Source organism: Alteromonas confluentis, assembly GCF_001757105.1.
Taxonomy (GTDB): Bacteria; Pseudomonadota; Gammaproteobacteria; order Enterobacterales; family Alteromonadaceae; genus Alteromonas; species Alteromonas confluentis.
In genome coordinates, this window is sequence record NZ_MDHN01000037.1 from 197,989 (window position 1) to 215,056 (window position 17,068).

Consider the following 17,068-nt stretch of genomic DNA (forward strand, 5'->3'; position numbering starts at 1 on the left):
ATACCTGGCGTTTAGGTGCCACGTCCATAATAAACTTCTACGCGCATAGCCAACCCCCAGGATGGTTTAAAATCTTCATCTCTGAGCCATAACACAAAGGGCTCGATTTCATAGAAAAGCCAATCCCGTGTTGGGTTAGTGCGGTATTTGAAGCTGGCGTACACTTCTTTAAGTTCGTCGTCAGGCCTTTTCATACCTTCAGTGAACAAAGTGTAAATGGCGGCAGATTGTGTGGTGAGCGGTTGCAAGTATTGGAGTTCATGCCGCCACAGCCATTCGTGATGTTCGTCACGATAGTAATAGCGGTTGTTGAAACGAAAGACGTGATCTTCATCGCTTAAGTACTGAAAGGTTGCGCCAATCTCAGCACCGAGTTGATCACGGTTGTAATAATAGGTTTCTGCATCGTAAAACAGACCCAAATTGTCATTGATGGGTGCCACGTCTTGATAACGGGCCTTGGCATAAATTTGCCCCCGTCTGCCAGTACCAAGACGGTATGACATTCTGGAATTGTCACTGGTGCGGTAGCGTAAGGCGATAGTGGTATTGTCGCGATTGCGCTGAATCGGGTCGCGGGCTGCTCTGATGGTGGTTTCGTTATCGGTATCTTCGTTATCACTGAGAACCAGGTCTACCCGATCCTGTAATGCCGGCAGTTTTACCCGTACGCGAAAACGTAACTCCATATCGTCAAGCTGTCTGGAGCGAGGTTCCCAGCCAAGACTGACCCTGCCAGATGCCCTGGCATCTTTATACGCGTCGTTACCTTCGAGCGCGAAGAAGCTGTCGAGCTGTCCGGCGGTATAATCCATTGAAGACGTGAGCTTTTGCTGCCAGTCATCTATCCATAATTGCTCGTCTTGTACGTCAGCCTGAGAGGTTGATGCGGTGTCGGGTCGCTCAACATCAGTGGCGCTTACGCTTGCCATTGTAGTTCCTACAAGCAGAACTAAACACGACATAAATTGTCTCTGTTGTTATCCCTGTAATTTAAGCATGAAGCGAAAAGTGCTTGCCGTCAAAGCTTTGTAAGGGATTAATTTGTTTGCTGTAGGTATAAAAACGTAAAGATGAAACGGTTCACCTCACAATTGAAAATAATGTCGTGAAAGGTTCTTATTGCGGTGGCATACTGTACGCCTTGATGTAAAGGAGATTTTTATGGGTGGAATTAGTATTTGGCAGTTGCTGATTGTTTTAGTAATTGTTGTTCTGTTATTTGGTACCAAGCGTTTAAAGAGTATCGGTTCTGATCTTGGCGGTGCCGTAAAAGGTTTTAAAAAGGCAGTGACAGACGAAGAATCTGATGCTGACTTTACACAGGAAAAGCGCGTAGAAGAAAAAACTGACGCGAAGTCTGTGCAAGCAGAAACCAAGGCAGACGTTAAAGAAAAATCCTAATGTTTGACATTGGCTTTTGGGAACTACTGGTGATTGGAGTGTTGGCGCTCCTGATACTGGGGCCTGAGCGGCTTCCTGGTGCAATGCGCTCCACCATCAAAAGTGTACGAAGCGTACGTAACATGGCAACCGGCTTTAAACAGGAAGTTGAGCATCAGTTACGTGTCCATGAACTGCATGAAAATCTGAAAAAGGCTGAGCAACAGGGCCTGAAAGATTTATCGCCGGAACTGAAAGAAAGCGTTGATGAACTTAAAGACGCTGCTAAGTCCGTGCAGGAACCTTATAAAAAGAAGTAAATGTCTGACGCTAACTCTCTCATTTCGCACCTCATAGAGCTGCGTAGTCGCGTATTGCGCGCACTGGCAAGTGTCTTGTTGGTGTTTCTTTGTCTGGCTTATTTTGCCCAGGATCTCTACCGTCTGTTAGCCGATCCTCTTCTGGCAACCATGCCGGAAAACGCTTCGATGATTGCAACGGATGTAGCATCACCGTTTTTCGCACCGTTTAAGCTCACCTTGGTGCTGTCGTTTTTCATTGCTATCCCTTATGTGTTGTATCAAGTCTGGGCATTTGTGGCACCGGGGTTGTACAAAAATGAAAAGCGGTTAGTGGCCCCCTTGTTGTTTTCCAGCACGATGTTGTTTTATGCCGGTATGGCGTTTGCCTATTTCGTCGTATTCCCCATTGCCTTTGCATTCTTTAACAGCGTGGCCCCTGAAGGGGTGACTGTGAGTACAGATATCTCCAGTTACCTGAACTTCGTACTAAAATTATTCTTTGCATTTGGGGTGTCGTTTGAGATCCCTATTGCCATTATTTTACTGTGCTGGACGGGCGTTACTGATGCCAAAACCTTACGAGAGAAACGTCCTTATGTGGTCGTTGCTGCGTTCGTGGTGGGTATGTTACTCACGCCGCCCGATGTCATTTCTCAAACGTTACTGGCTATTCCAATGTGGATCTTGTTTGAGGTGGGCGTAATTTTCGGCGCGTTCTATGCGGGCAAAGCTGACCGCGATGAAGATGACGAAGAAGAAAGCACCTCTGGCTCAGCATAAGTTTCGCAAGCAAAACGCCTAATATTTTGATGACAGAATAAGGAATAACAATGAAAAACACCGTCCGCATTGCTGGCGCCGTATTACTGACCATCGTATCGTCTGCTTCTCAGGCTGAAACTGTTGTTGAAGCCATGCAGGAATGTCGCAATGAAAGTAATGATCTGAAACGTTTGATCTGCTTTGACAACGTAGCAGAGTCAATGAACATTTTTGCTGGTGCTGACCAGTCCGTCGACGATGTGGCTAACGCAAGGCCAGCTCAGGCTCCGGTTGTGGCGGCTACAAGTGCCCCCGCTAGCAGCAACACGCAAGCTGCCAGTGCGCCGCAGCAAGGCCCAACATTCGGCATGGAAATGAATACCGAAAGTTTGCAAAAATCCATGTCTGCCACTGTGACCGAAGTGTCTAGCTCGCCGCGAGGTGATTTCATCATTACGTTGGATAACGGCATGGTATGGCGTCAAAACGGTGAATCAGCGAACTATAAAATGAAAGTTGGCGATGGCATCACCATTGAGCGTGGCTTTATGAACGCGTTTTACCTCACTAAAGAGGGCCGAAGTGGCCGCGTAAACGTTCGCCGAATTAAGTAACGTGAAGTGGTTCGACGCTGGCGTGAATCTGCTCGATGGGCGATTCAACGCTGAAGAGGTGATCGCTCGTTCTGTTGACGCTGGCGTTGATAAACTCTGTGCAATTACCACCGAACCCGCCGAGTGGGACGCAGCCCGTGCGTTGCATATCCGTTTCCCTGAACATGTTGTTTATACCATTGGTTGTCACCCACATAACGCGAAGGTAATGACGGACGATGATTTTGTCAGGCTAGAAGATTATCTTGGTGGTGAAGGTGTTGTGGCCGTTGGCGAATGCGGGCTCGATTTCAATCGCGATTTTTCACCTAGAGACGTGCAAGAACGGGTTTTCCGCAGGCAGTTACAGATTGCTGTAAAGCATCAAATGCCCGTTTATCTTCACGAAAGAGACGCCCATGCTCTTCAGCTTAGGTGTTTGGATGAAGATGCGGCTGGGGTAAAGGGAATCGCGCACTGCTTTACCGGGCAAACCACAGACATGCAGGCCTATTTACAACGTGGACTTCATATCGGCATTACCGGCTGGGTTTGTGACCCGAAACGCGGAGAGGCGCTTCGCGAAGCGGTGAAATCACTGCCGCTGGAAAAATTAATTGTAGAAACTGACGCGCCGTACCTGTTTCCAAAACATCATCGTCCTCGGGCACGAAATAATGAGCCCGCTTTTCTGCCGTCAATTGGCTGTTACTTATCTGATTTGCTGGAAATTAGCGCTGAAGACATTGCTCAAACCAGTTATGCTAATACTTGCAGGTTGTTTAATATAGCCGGGTAATAAATCGAATGCAGATAGACGTGGGAACGAACCGCCGTAATGACGCGTGGCTTATCGCTATAACGCTGGTCGTTGTTGTTCTGTTTTTAGTTGTTGTAAAACCCTTTACCAATGTTGATGCGCAGCAATCGCGTATCGAAAACCTCGTCTACACCACAACGACCCCCTATGAACCCGGTGTTGATGCAGAGTGGACGCCGTTAGCGAATCCCGTCAATCTGGGCATGGATAATCGCCCCCACCAATTTCGCTTTACGTTGAGTGACTTACAGGCCGATTCTGAAGGCATGCTGCTGGAAGTGGCCTATCCGTTGATCGATCATCTTACGGTGCGCTACGAAGAGCCGCAAACCGGTGTCACCGTACTCGAACTTGATGGCGGTGATGCGCTGCCCTTCGATGAGTGGGTGATTCAGCATCCGAGCCTGCTGTTTCCAGTACCAAATGGCTACGATGCGCTCACCGTGTATCTTGAAGTCAGAACGTCTGGCGTACTGCGTTTACCGGTCAGGCTGTGGCACAAAACAGAGTTTATTGAACATACCTCAATGCTGAGCCACCTGTTAGGTTGCTTTTACGGTATCTTGCTGGCCATCGGCGCGACTAATTTCTTCCTGTTTCTGACTACCCGCAGCGCACCATTTTTACTGTACACCTGTTACGTGGTGTCGTTATCGCTGACGCTGGCGGCACTAAATGGTCAAGCGTTTGCTTACTTGTGGCCACACTGGGAATGGTTTGAACAACGGGCCGTGGCGATTTTTGCTAATGCCGCCATCATGTTCGCGATTCTGTTTTCCCGACTGCTAATGAATGTGAAAGACTACTCCGGTTGGATGGACAGAGCGTTAAAGATAATGGGTGCACTGTTTGGCCTGAATATATTCATTAGCCTGATCTTGCCCTATACCTATCTCATAAAGGTATTCCTGGTGATGCTGGCGGTGGTGGTAACGTTCATCTTTGTGGTGGGAATTTCACTCACCCGTCAGGGTAATATCATTGCACGCTATTATTCATTCGCATGGGGCATATTATTGGTCAGCGGCTTCTCCGCGAGTCTCGATAATCTGGGCCTTTTTAGTGCCCCGGTGTTATCCAATTATCTGTTAATGTTAGGGGCGTTAGTAGAAACCCTGCTACTGACATTCATCGTGGCTATCAGCTACCGAATACAAAGAGAGCAGGCCGATTTTTCTCAGCAAAGTTTATTTGAGCAGCAGAAAGTTTCTGCGCAGGCGCAGGAAGACTTGGTTGCCATACAGCAGCAGTACGCTGACGAATTAGAATACAAGGTGCAAGAGCGCACCCTTGAACTTGAAATCGCATTACGGGAACTCTCCGAAGCGAACCAGGAACTGGAGCGACTAAACAGTATCGATTCTCTCACTGGCATTCGTAATCGCAGGCAGTTTGATAAGCGACTTATCGCTGAAGGGCGACGCAGTCGTCGTGAACAAACGGTGCTCAGTCTCGCTATGATTGACATCGACCACTTCAAAGCCATTAATGACCGCCACGGGCACGCTGCCGGTGATGCGTGTATTTGTCACGTGGCGAACCTGCTGCAATCAGCATTGCGGCGTTCGTCGGATGATGTGTGCCGCTATGGCGGCGAGGAATTCGGCATTATTCTGCCAAACACCGATTCTGAAGGTGCCCGTCAGGTTATTGAAACCATGCGCATACTGGTTGCCGAAAAACCGGTTTATGTTGAAGGGGAAGCCATTCCCATTACGGTGAGTGCCGGTGTGGCAAGTGCAATCATCGAGCGCGAGGCGCAGGAACTTGAATTGCTGAAGTACGCTGACGATCTGCTTTATCAGGCCAAAGAGAATGGCCGTAATCAGGTGGTCGCTGAATCATATATTGGAGAACAATCATGACATTTTCACCTTTCCCGGCAAAGAGAATGCGCCGACTAAGAAGTCAGGACGCGTTACGGGATATGGTTGCAGAGAACCAACTCACTGTTCACGATCTTATTTACCCGGTTTTTGTGTTACCGGGCGAAGGCCAACGAGAAGCCGTACCATCCATGCCGGGCGTCGATCGTTTGTCTATTGATTTGCTGGTTGAACAGGCAGAAGAGTGGGTGGCGTTGGGCATTCCTGCGCTGGCATTGTTTCCGGTAACACCTATGGAATTGAAAACGGAGTGTGCCAGTGAGGCATTTAATCCCGAAGGACTTGCTCAACAAGCCATGCGCGCGCTGAAAAAAGCGTTTCCTCAGTTAATGCTGATGTCTGACGTTGCACTCGATCCGTTCACTGTGCACGGTCAGGACGGCATTATCGACGATGCTGGTTACGTGATTAACGATATCACCGTTGATGTGTTAGTAAAACAAGCACTGTCGCACGCTGAGGCGGGTGCAGACATGATTGCACCCTCTGACATGATGGATGGCCGAATCGGCGCTATACGTGCCGCTCTGGAGGAGAATGGCTATCACAATACCTGCATTATGGCGTACTCAGCAAAATATGCGTCTGCGTATTATGGGCCGTTTAGAGATGCGGTGGGTTCTGCTGCAAATATCAAGGGTGGTAATAAGAAAACTTATCAGATGGACCCGGCCAACAGCGACGAAGCCTTGCATGAAATCGCGATGGATTTGCAGGAAGGGGCTGACATGGTCATGGTGAAGCCCGGTATGCCATACCTCGACATTGTGCGTCGCTGTAAGGACGAGTTTAACGTGCCTACTTTTGCTTATCAGGTAAGTGGTGAGTACGCCATGCATCAGGCGGCATTTGCCAATGGTTGGTTAAACGAAGAACAGGTTATTTTGGAATCGTTGTTGGCGTTTAAACGTGCCGGTGCAGACGGGATTCTGACTTACTTTGCGCCGCAAGCGGCAAAGCTATTACAAAATAAATAAACTGGAAAGTAAGTAAAGGCGCCCGCCTTTACTTACAAATTAACTTCCAGCCAGCGCGGTGCTGTAGCCACACTTCATTGGCCAGTTCCGCGTTGATTAACGGATGCGCCGCTAACCAGCCATCTGGAAACAGCAGGGTCCAGCTATCTTCTGTCACTTTTAGCTCTACTTCCGGAATGTGTTTATTCTGACGGCGCAGACACAGCACGACCGCAATTCGTAACACCCTCAGCAGCCCTTCTAGCATAGGGCGAACCTCTTCGTGGTAGTGTGTAAATGTCTCTGATTTGATAGCCAGACGGTGGCATTTCACCAAGTCACGAATAGCAACCCGCTGAAGTTTGGTATAGCCGGGTAAATCGATGTAAGAAAGAATATAGGCACCATGTTCATGGTGCTTTTTGAATTCGATGTGCAGGCCAATTTCGTGCAACGTTGCTGCCGCACCCAGTACGGCTTCGGTATCCAGGTGACACAAACTGGTTTGGGCACACAACTGATGGCACAAGCGAAGGGCTAACCCGCGCACCGCCTCAGCATGATGGCGATCGATATGATATCGCTTCATGGTGCTGTTAAGGGTTTGGCTGCGACGGTCGTTTTCCTGCAGATTATCCAACATCCCGTAAATTAAACCTTCCCGCAGTGCGCCGCCGGAAATGTTCATATCACGAATTTTCAAGCGTTCGAACAGCGTGATCAGTATTGCCAGGCCGCTGGGGAAAATAGGCTTACGAGAATCTTCCAGGCCCTTGATGGTAAGGGAGTCGATGTGTTGGCAATCAATGCATTGCTGGCGAAGGTCGTAGAGATAATCCAAACGAATGGCGTCACTGATGCCCTGGGCCACCAGAATTTCGGTGATCGCCTGGGGGGTCCCCGAAGCGCCTAAACAATTATGCCAGTCGAAACACAGGAAGGTATCTGCTGCCGTATCAAGCAGCTTGTTTGCTTCGTATTGCGCTTTTTCGAAATTTTCAGCCGTAATTGCACCCTTTGGAAAGTAACGTTCCATGAAGGTGACACAGCCCATATCCAGACTCACTAGATGAATAGGATGCATGTCATTGCCGATGATAATTTCAGTACTGGCGCCGCCAATATCAATAACCAGGGAATTGCCCTGATTTGCAGAGGTGTATGCCACGCCCAAATAAATCTGCCGGGCTTCTTCTTCTCCACTGATCACTTCCAGCTTGTGGCCGAGAATTTCTTCGGCTTTGAGGATGAAGTCGGCGGCGTTTACGGCCAGTCGCAAGGTAGCGGTGGCGACAACGCGAATATTCGAGCGAGGGATGTCCTGGAGGCGTTCTGCAAAGGTCTGTAAGCATTGCCAGCCCCGTTCCATGCTAACGTCATCCAGCTCCATTTGGTCATTAAGACCAGCAGCCAGTCTCACCTTCTGCTTCACTTTTCCGATGATCTGCACACTGCCGTTAACGACATGCACCACCACCATGTGGAAGCTGTTTGAGCCTAAATCAACAGCGGCATAATACTCGCCGTCGACCGTAGTATCGTGTTGAAGTTCTGGCTGCATAAACACTTAGTTCGAAGATTTTTTATAATTACCGCTGTTGTTCCCACCGCGGCGGTTATTGCCTCTACGGGAGTTGTTGCGGTTGCCCGGATTGCGTCGGCGACGAGGCTTCGGCGTGGTGACATCGTCTAGCAATGCAGTACGGTCGAATTCAGTGACCGGAATAGCATGCTCGATGTATGCTTCGATGGCAGGCAGATTCTGCGCGTACTTTTCACAAGCAAAACTGATCGCAGCGCCGCTGGCGCCTGCACGTCCTGTACGGCCAATACGGTGAACATAATCTTCCGCATCGTCTGGTAAATCGTAGTTGAACACGTGAGTTACTTTATCGATGTGCAGACCACGGGCAGCAACGTCAGTTGCAACCAGAATGTCGAGGTTATTCTTGGTAAAATCTTCCAGAATAGACAGACGCTTCTTCTGCGGTACATCGCCGCTTAACAGACCAACACGATGGCCATCAGCAGCCAGCCAGTCGTTTACCCGCTCACAGCCACTTTTCGTATTAGCAAAAACAATGGCTTTATCTGGCCATTCTTCTTCTAAAAGCGTGAGCAGCAGCAACATTTTGTCTTCGTCTGACGGGTAGAACAATTCTTCAGAAACCCGGGTGGCTGTTTTGCGCTCTGGCTCAACTTGCACATGGGTGGGATTGTTCATGTGCTCATACGCCAATTCCTGAACACGGTAGCTCAGCGTGGCAGAGAACAGCATACTCAAACGCTTTGTGGCGGCAGGCATTCTGCGGAATAAGAAGCGGATATCTTTAATAAAGCCAAGGTCGAACATGCGGTCGGCTTCATCAAGTACTGCGGCCTGGATATTATCGAGGGTGAACACGCCCTGTTTGTAGTAGTCGAGGATGCGCCCTGTCGTACCGATAATAATATCTACCCCTTCTTGCAGTGATTCACGTTGACTTTCATATCCTTCGCCCCCATAAATGAGGCCAAGTGAAAGTCCGGAGTGCTCACTGAGCGGCTTGGCATCATTATAGATCTGAACCGCAAGTTCACGGGTAGGAGCCATAATAATAGCTCGTGGGCCAGCTTGACTATTGGCGTCGTTTTGCGCTTTTTCCAGCAGATGGTGGAAAGTTGCGACAAGAAATGCCATTGTTTTGCCGGTCCCGGTTTGCGCCTGACCAGCTATGTCCATACCTTCAAGAAGGGGGGGCAATGCAAGAGCCTGAATAGGCGTACAATGCGTGAAATTTGCTGACTTCAATGCCTCAACAACTTTGGTATTGATGGGCAAGTCGGAAAAATGTGTTTCGGTTAAATGTGTTGTTTGCATAGCTTATAGCTTATCTGTGCTTGCATTAAAAAACAGTTTCTTATAACACTAATGGTAAAGCTGAGACAAATCAGCAGCAGACCAAATATTGGAGAAAAGAATGAGCGACAAAATTATCAAGTTAACTGACGACAAGTTTGAAGCAGATGTAATCAATGCTGACGGCCCTGTGCTGGTTGATTTCTGGGCCGAGTGGTGTGGCCCTTGTAAAATGATCGCACCAATTCTCGAAGAAGTAGCGACCGAGTTTGATGGCAAATTAACAGTTGGTAAGTTGAATGTCGATGAAAATAATGAAACGCCACCAAAATATGGCATTCGCGGCATCCCTACTTTACTGCTGTTTAAAAACGGTAATGTAGCCGCAACAAAAGTAGGTGCATTGTCTAAAACGCAACTTACCGAGTTTCTGAACGAAAATCTGTAAGCGCGATTTCCAGATGGAAAACCAAAAACCTGCTGCACCATGTAGCAGGTTTTTTTGTTTCTGATGCATCGCTTTGATCCAACCAACGTAAATATGATGTATATCAATAGCGAAATTCCAGCGATAGGCTAAGCTATATTTTCACCAAATGTGCGCTAGATGTAGATTTAAAGTTTTTTTAACATTTAGGGCAAAAAGAGTGGACGCTTCTTCGTTAAGGTGCTAACGTTTGCACATACGCTCATACCGAGCAGCGTTCTGCTTATGTCCTCTTCCGGACAAACTCTATTCCAACTAATTTTTTTAATTTAGGGACTAACGTCCCGTAAGCGAAGTTCAAGCACAAAGACCCACCAACATGAATTTAACCGAACTTAAGAATAAACCAATTAGCGAGTTGGTTGCCCTGGCCGAAGAAATGGGCCTGGAAAATATGGCTCGTGCCAGAAAACAAGACATCATTTTTTCTATTCTGAAAAATCACGCCAAAGGCGGTGAAGACATTTTCGGTGATGGTGTGCTTGAAATCCTGCAGGACGGCTTTGGCTTCCTGCGTTCAGCGGACTCCTCTTATCTTGCCGGTCCGGATGATATTTACGTATCGCCGAGCCAGATTCGACGTTTTAACCTTCGCACCGGTGATACGATTTCAGGAAAAATCAGACCGCCAAAAGATAGCGAACGCTACTTTGCCCTCCTGAAAATCCGTGAAGTCAACTTCGACAAACCAGAAAACTCCCGCAATAAAATCCTCTTCGAAAACCTTACACCTCTGCATGCTGCCGATCGTCTGCGTATGGAACGTGGTAATGGTTCGTCAGAAGATATTACTGCCCGCGTTCTGGACTTAGCGTCACCTATTGGCCGTGGCCAGCGTGGCCTTATCGTTGCACCGCCTAAAGCCGGTAAAACACTGTTACTGCAGAACATCGCGCAATCTATTGCGGCGAATCACCCTGAATGTGAACTGATGGTTCTGCTTATTGACGAACGTCCGGAAGAAGTTACCGAAATGCATCGTCTGGTGCGTGGTGAAGTGGTTGCTTCTACCTTCGATGAACCTGCAAGCCGTCACGTACAGGTTGCTGAAATGGTTATCGAGAAAGCCAAGCGTCTGGTAGAGCACAAAAAGGATGTTGTTATCCTGCTCGACTCGATTACTCGTTTGGCGCGTGCCTACAACACCGTTATTCCTTCATCTGGTAAAGTACTGACTGGTGGTGTCGATGCAAACGCACTGCACAAACCAAAGCGCTTTTTCGGTGCTGCACGTAACGTTGAGGAAGGCGGTAGCCTTACCATCATTGCCACAGCATTGATTGATACCGGTTCGAAGATGGACGAAGTGATCTACGAAGAATTTAAAGGTACAGGTAACATGGAACTGCACCTGAACCGTAAGATTGCAGAGAAACGTGTGTTCCCTGCCATCGACTTCAACCGTTCAGGTACTCGTCGTGAAGAGTTACTTACCAGCCAGGAAGAACTGCAGAAAATGTGGATCCTGCGCAAGATTGTTCACGAAATGTCAGAAATCGACGCAATGGAATTCCTCATCAACAAGCTGTCGATGACGAAGACCAACGACGAATTCTTTGATGCGATGAAGCGCCAAAAAAGCTAACTTCAACAGCTAATCGAATACAAGAAGCGGGATTGATATCCCGCTTTTTTTATTTCCAAAATAAGTCTGACTGAGATAGGGTTATTCCACACACAAAAGGAATAATAATATGCGAACTCAGCTTCTCTCTGCTGCCGTACTTCTGGCACTGTCTTCATTTTCTCACGCTAAAACGGATGTTTCCGAAGCCGCGAATGCAATCGAAAAAGATGTCATTCAATGGCGTCATCATTTCCATGAACATCCTGAATTGTCTAACCGCGAGTACGATACCGCAAAATATGTGGCCAAATATCTCAAGGGGCTGGGTCTTGAGGTTCAAACTGGCGTTGCAAAAACCGGTGTGGTTGCCGTTTTAGACAGTGGTAAGCCTGGTCCGGTTGTGGCTTTGCGTGCCGATATGGACGGTTTACCTGTACCAGAAGAAAACGATCTTTCATGGCGCTCTAAAGTGAAAGGGGAGTACAACGGTAAGGAAGTGCCAGTGATGCATGCCTGCGGCCACGATACTCACATGGCTATGCTGATGGGCGCTGCAAAAATTCTTACCGATATGAAAGACGAGCTGCGAGGTCAGATTAAGTTTATTTTCCAGCCCGCTGAAGAGGGCGCACCTCCTGGAGAGATGGGCGGCGCGGAAGTGATGGTGAAAGAAGGTGTGCTGAAGAACCCTGATGTGGACGTGGTATTTGGTCTGCATATCAGCGCCGGCCTTGATATTGATAAAGTAAGCTACAAGCCGGGCGGTGCAATGGCCGCCGTCGACCCGTTCAAAATTGTTATTCACGGTAAACAGGCCCATGGCGCTTATCCGTGGAAAAGTGTTGATCCCATTGTTACCGCGGCGCAAATGGTGATGTCGCTGCAAACCATCGTTAGCCGAGAGATTAAACTTATCGACGATGCTGCGGTAGTGACGGTAGGTTCCATTCATGGTGGCAACCGCTCTAATATTATTCCAAGGGAAGTCGAGTTGGTTGGGACCATCCGCACGTTAGATAAAAAAGCCCGTGAACATGTTTACGAAGCCATGGAGCGAAAGGTGAAAGGCATCGCCGACAGCATGGGAGCCGAAGCCGAGTTAACACTGCCGCTGGATTACAGCTATCCTATTACTTATAACGATCCTGAATTGACCATGCAAATGCTGCCCACCTTGCAGCGCACTGCCGGAAAAGACGGTGCGGTGTTGGCAAAAGCGGTGACGGGTGCGGAAGATTTTTCTTTCTACCAGGAGCAGGTACCGGGATTGTTTCTGTGGGTTGGTGGTAAACCTCTGGATGTGCCGGAAGCCGATGCGCCTGCTCACCACACGCCAGAGTTTTACGTTGATGACAAGGGCATGAAATTAGGTGTTAAATTGCTTACAAATATGACACTGGATTACATGCATCAAGCCAACTAGGTTTCATTGACGAAGTAGTAGAGTCATTGGTAAATGCGTTTAACTCACATTGCAAAATGGTTAGCACTGATAGTGATCGGTGCTGGCCTGAATTGTTTACCTGCACCCTTTATCAGTGATGGAATGACAGCTTCAGGATTGCCTATTGCTGCGTTTATTGCTTTAAGTCTACCCTTCACGGTTGCGTTGCCGGCCATCGTGCTGGTGTTGGCACCATTATTGGTGCTTCATCCGTTTACGCCGGCGCTGTTAATTGTGATGGGGCTGCCTGTGGTGCTTGCCGCATCGCCAAAGCGCGACCTGTTCATTCCTCTCAAAATCGGTATTGGCGTATACACTCCTGCGGCAGTCTTGGTGTTGCTTGCCGAGTACTGGTTCTCTTATCAACAACTGCCAAACGTTGCGTTTACCGCAGTATCGGTAACCTGTTTTTGCTTATTAGCATCTATTCTCAGTGCCCATCTGGTGTTTGCTTTTGTGCACATGAAATCGGCAGCGGGGGCATTTCGCAACCATATCAACTTCAAATATTTTTTGGCTTACTGCTTCAGTGCGTTGTTCTTTCTCGCGGTACTCTGCGTCAGTTATGCGTTTATTCATCAACAGCAGTTAAGGCAGCAATATCGTATCGACCTTTACATGACGCAACGCACCAATGTCATGGCATCACAGGTCAACGATTTCCTGAAAGACAATCTTGATGCCATTGCGTTTGCCGGTAAGGCGTTAACAGTATTACCTTCTCCGCTTGAACAAGGTAATCAGCAAACGGATAAGATCCTGTCTTCTTTGGCTGACTCGCGCAGTGCGTTTCTCACGTTTCTCACCGCCGACCGTCGCGGCATCATCACCCACGCTTGGCCAGAGGGATTAATAGAGAAGGCCGCGGCGTCTGGTATGGTCGATGTGTCTGGCCGACCTTATTTTATGGCGGTACAACGTGATCCTCGTCCTTTCGTCTCCAATGCATTTCTTGGTAAAGGTTTTGGTAGCGACCCCATCGTTGCGATGTCGGCCCCAGTTTTAGATTCCCAAGGCGGCATGGCGGGTATCGTTGAAGGGTCGTTGTCACTCAATGCGTTTGATCAATTTGAGGCGACAACCATTAACGGCTTCAATATTGTGGTTGAAGACAGTAAAAATAATATTGTTTATGCCTCATCTGCTCTGCAACTCGATGTGTTAAGTCGCTCGGTGGTAGCGCAGTGTGCTGAAAATTGTCAGCAGTTTGTTCATTTCAACAATGAAAAATGGTTAGTTCAGACCAGCGACGTACAACAGTTTGGTTGGCGCGTACGGTTACTGTTCAACTACAAAAATTTCCTCGCATTGACTAACGAGTCTCTGGTGACGGTGGTGAATTTGCTGCTGATATTCGCCATTATCGGGCTAATAGCGGGGGCAGCGATTTCAATTATGCTGAATAAGCCGTTGTTAAATCTGGTCAGGCAATTCGAGGCTTTTGATCTTAAGCAAAAATCGCTTGTACAGCGTGAACATGAAGGGCTACCCATTGTTGAGCTCAAATCCCTCGAAACGGCATTCGAGCACATGCAAAAACGACTACTCGATGCCTATCTCGATTTGGATACCGCCCGAGAGACTCAGCGCCATCTCAACGATGAACTGGCGGGGATGAATAAAACCCTGTCGAGCCGTGTGACCGAGAAAACCCGCCATCTTGCTATGGCACTGCGAGAAGCTGAAGCGGCCAACGTGGCGAAGTCGCAGTTTTTGGCGAATATGTCCCATGAAATTCGCACACCCATGAACGGCATTATTGGCTCTTGTGAAAACTTACTCGATGAAGAACTCACCAACGACATTCAACGTCGCGTTTCGTTAATTTCTCAGTCTGCCAGCAACCTACTGATGATCCTCGATAGCATTCTCGACTGGTCTAAAATTGAGGCTGGCAAACTACAGGTGGAGAACGTAGAGTTTTCGGTTCAGGCTGTGCTCGAAGCGAACTTCCATCTGCACCAAACGTCCGCCGAGTTAAAAGGGCTGTCTTCGTCGTTTATCTGTACCAGCCCGCTTCCACAAGCTGTGTCGGGTGACATGGGCAAGCTGAGTCAGATTGTGAATAATCTGCTCAGCAATGCGGTGAAATTCACTGACAAAGGGTCAGTAAATCTTCATGTTGGTTTCCATGAAAATACCCTCACACTGACGGTGGAAGATACCGGGGTAGGCATCGCAGAAGATAAAATTGAAACGGTGTTTGAACAGTTTGCGCAGGCTGACTCCTCGATTACCCGCATATATGGCGGCACGGGGTTGGGGCTGGCCATTACGCGCAAACTGGTTGAGCTAATGGATGGCGAGATAACGGTGCATTCTACGCCGGGTGAGGGCGCTCGCTTTACGGTAGTGCTGCCGTTAACCGAAGTGAAAGGCGAGGTCGCCCCATCTGCTGCAACCGAGCTACAACTGCCAGATGGCTTGCGTATTCTGGTTGTTGAAGACAATGACATTAACGCGCAAATCGTTATCGACATGCTTAAGCGTCAGCGGGTGAAGTGTGTACGGGTGAGAAATGGGCTCGAAGCACTCAAGGCGCTGAGGCAACTGAGATTTGATATTGTGTTGATGGACTGTCAGATGCCTGAAATGGATGGCTTCGAGGCGACTCGACAAATTAGAAGCTGGACCAGCGAAAAGTCCGCGACTCCCATCGTGGCCTTAACGGCAAATGCGTTCGCTGAAGATCAGGCCGCCTGTTTGGCGGCCGGTATGGATGCCTATTTAAGTAAACCGGTTAAGCGCCGGGAGTTGATGAACGTTTTAGCCTATGTTCACCAAACTTATTGCGGTTCCACCGGTGGCTGAACATCTTTGGCTGATTTCTTATTGGGGTTGCCCATAAAGTAAAGCGCCAGGTAGCCTAGTAGGCCAGAAACGAATGAACCAGCAAGAATACCCAACCTCTCATCGAAAGCTTTCTCGGTGCCGCCAAATGCCAAAGAACCAATAAACAGACTCATGGTAAAGCCCACACCACAAAGCAACGCACAGCCATAAATGTGTTTAAAATCTAAATCATCGGGTAAGTTTGCAAACCCAAGTTTTACCGATAGCCATGAAAAACTAAACACGCCGAGTTGCTTACCAATAATCAAACCAAAGAACACACCAATGGTAACCGGGTGGGTGAGTGCATCGGCTTCCATTTCGGCGAAATTAATCCCGGCGTTTGCGAAAGCAAAAAGTGGCAGGATCACAAAACTCACGCTGCTGTTAAGGCTATGTTCCAGTCGGATGACCGGTGAATAGCTCGCATCTTTTTTATCTCGCATGGGAATGAAAGCCGCCAGAACAACACCGGCCAATGTGGCATGAACACCCGACTTCAACATGGCCGCCCACAACACCAGGCCAATCAATACATAGGGGGGAATGTCGGTAACGTTGCGACGATTCATCCAGAATAAAATAGGGATGCAAACCGCAGCTACAATGAGCGCCGAAACAGAAATGTTATCGGTATAAAACAGCGCGATAATGGCAATGGCGCCAATATCGTCGATAATGGCCAATGTAACCAGGAATATTTTTAAGCTGGCAGGTACTTTACTGCCCAGCAGCGCCATGATGCCAAGCGCAAAAGCGATATCCGTGGCAGCGGGAATGGCCCATCCTTCCATGGCATCTTTTGCGCCCCAGGTCAGAGCGAGATAAATAGCCACCGGAACAACCATACCTCCGATAGCGCCTGCGGCGGGAAGGACAATGTCTTTAGGGTCTGATAGACCGCCTTCAGTCACGGCCCGTTTTAATTCCAGCCCGACGTGGAAAAAGAATATGGCCATCAGGCCGTCGTTAATCCACAACAACAAAGGCTTATCAATTTCGAAACTACCGGCAGCAACGGTGACTTTCATGGCCAGAAAATCGTTGTACTGACCATACAGGCCGGTATTGGCGATAACCAGGGCGAGAATCGTAGCGCCCATGAGAATGATACCTGCTGAAGCGTCTCGTTTAAGAAAATCCTGTACGTCGGAAACGAGTTCGCCGAGAACCTCTTCAACCCCGGTTTTTGCCATT

Annotated in this window: 15 protein-coding genes; 11 read left to right on the plus strand and 4 right to left on the minus strand. The window is 48.5% G+C overall.

The window, feature by feature from the left end; genetic code table 11:
* Positions 1–11: 11 nt before the first annotated feature.
* Positions 12–932, minus strand: coding sequence for a hypothetical protein (locus BFC18_RS16025; protein WP_245680411.1), 921 nt, complete (start codon positions 930–932; stop codon positions 12–14).
* 232 nt (positions 933–1,164) lie between these two features.
* On the opposite strand from BFC18_RS16025, the gene tatA reads away from it, so the two are divergent.
* Genes tatA through hemB form a run of 7 tightly spaced genes read left to right on the plus strand, consistent with a single transcriptional unit; the run spans position 1,165 to position 6,723 of the window.
* Positions 1,165–1,404: a Sec-independent protein translocase subunit TatA gene (tatA, locus tag BFC18_RS16030; RefSeq protein ID WP_070126559.1), complete on the plus strand. Its 240-nt coding sequence runs from the start codon at positions 1,165–1,167 to the stop codon at positions 1,402–1,404.
* Positions 1,404–1,703 carry a Sec-independent protein translocase protein TatB gene (gene tatB / locus BFC18_RS16035; protein ID WP_070126560.1) on the plus strand — a complete coding sequence of 100 codons (300 nt, stop codon included), beginning with the start codon at positions 1,404–1,406 and terminating at the stop codon, positions 1,701–1,703. Before tatA ends, tatB begins: the two co-directional genes overlap by 1 nt.
* A complete protein-coding gene (tatC, locus tag BFC18_RS16040) occupies positions 1,704–2,465 on the plus strand; it encodes a twin-arginine translocase subunit TatC (protein ID WP_070126561.1) in 762 nt (253 codons plus the stop codon). It abuts the gene before it with no gap.
* Positions 2,466–2,515: 50 nt separating this feature from the next.
* Positions 2,516–3,061 carry a hypothetical protein gene (locus tag BFC18_RS16045; protein ID WP_070126562.1) on the plus strand — a complete coding sequence of 182 codons (546 nt, stop codon included), beginning with the start codon at positions 2,516–2,518 and terminating at the stop codon, positions 3,059–3,061.
* A 1-nt stretch (position 3,062) separates the two neighbouring features.
* Complete coding sequence (locus BFC18_RS16050; protein WP_070126563.1) at positions 3,063–3,839, plus strand: TatD family hydrolase; 777 nt, start codon at positions 3,063–3,065, stop codon at positions 3,837–3,839.
* Between the two features lie 8 nt (positions 3,840–3,847).
* Positions 3,848–5,725 carry a sensor domain-containing diguanylate cyclase gene (locus BFC18_RS16055; protein WP_070126564.1) on the plus strand — a complete coding sequence of 626 codons (1,878 nt, stop codon included), beginning with the start codon at positions 3,848–3,850 and terminating at the stop codon, positions 5,723–5,725.
* The gene (hemB, locus tag BFC18_RS16060) at positions 5,722–6,723 is read left to right on the plus strand and encodes a porphobilinogen synthase (protein ID WP_070126565.1); all 1,002 of its coding nucleotides are present in this window, start codon (positions 5,722–5,724) and stop codon (positions 6,721–6,723) included. Before BFC18_RS16055 ends, hemB begins: the two co-directional genes overlap by 4 nt.
* A 28-nt stretch (positions 6,724–6,751) precedes the next feature.
* Here the strand turns inward: hemB and BFC18_RS16065 are convergent, their stop codons facing one another.
* Both BFC18_RS16065 and rhlB read right to left on the minus strand, forming a co-directional pair.
* Positions 6,752–8,263, minus strand: a complete 1,512-nt coding sequence (locus tag BFC18_RS16065; protein WP_070126610.1) for a Ppx/GppA phosphatase family protein — start codon at positions 8,261–8,263, stop codon at positions 6,752–6,754.
* Between the two features lie 6 nt (positions 8,264–8,269).
* Positions 8,270–9,562, minus strand: a complete 1,293-nt coding sequence (gene rhlB, locus BFC18_RS16070) for an ATP-dependent RNA helicase RhlB (protein ID WP_070126566.1) — start codon at positions 9,560–9,562, stop codon at positions 8,270–8,272.
* 100 nt (positions 9,563–9,662) lie between these two features.
* Between rhlB and trxA the strand changes: the two genes are divergently transcribed.
* The 4 genes from trxA (at position 9,663) to BFC18_RS16090 (ending at position 15,850) form a co-directional block, all read left to right on the plus strand.
* The gene (trxA, locus tag BFC18_RS16075; RefSeq protein WP_070126567.1) at positions 9,663–9,989 is read left to right on the plus strand and encodes a thioredoxin TrxA; all 327 of its coding nucleotides are present in this window, start codon (positions 9,663–9,665) and stop codon (positions 9,987–9,989) included.
* Positions 9,990–10,347: 358 nt separating this feature from the next.
* Positions 10,348–11,613 (plus strand): transcription termination factor Rho, encoded by a 1,266-nt coding sequence (gene rho / locus BFC18_RS16080; protein WP_070126568.1) that lies wholly within the window; start codon positions 10,348–10,350, stop codon positions 11,611–11,613.
* Positions 11,614–11,722: 109 nt separating this feature from the next.
* Positions 11,723–13,018 carry an amidohydrolase gene (locus BFC18_RS16085; RefSeq protein WP_070126569.1) on the plus strand — a complete coding sequence of 432 codons (1,296 nt, stop codon included), beginning with the start codon at positions 11,723–11,725 and terminating at the stop codon, positions 13,016–13,018.
* 33 nt (positions 13,019–13,051) lie between these two features.
* Positions 13,052–15,850, plus strand: a complete 2,799-nt coding sequence (locus tag BFC18_RS16090; RefSeq protein WP_070126570.1) for an ATP-binding protein — start codon at positions 13,052–13,054, stop codon at positions 15,848–15,850.
* On the opposite strand, the gene nhaA is transcribed toward BFC18_RS16090, so the two are convergent.
* Positions 15,826–17,067, minus strand: coding sequence for a Na+/H+ antiporter NhaA (nhaA, locus tag BFC18_RS16095; protein ID WP_070126571.1), 1,242 nt, complete (start codon positions 17,065–17,067; stop codon positions 15,826–15,828). The two genes, BFC18_RS16090 and nhaA, sit on opposite strands and share 25 nt — an antisense overlap.
* Between the last annotated feature and the right edge of the window lies 1 nt (position 17,068).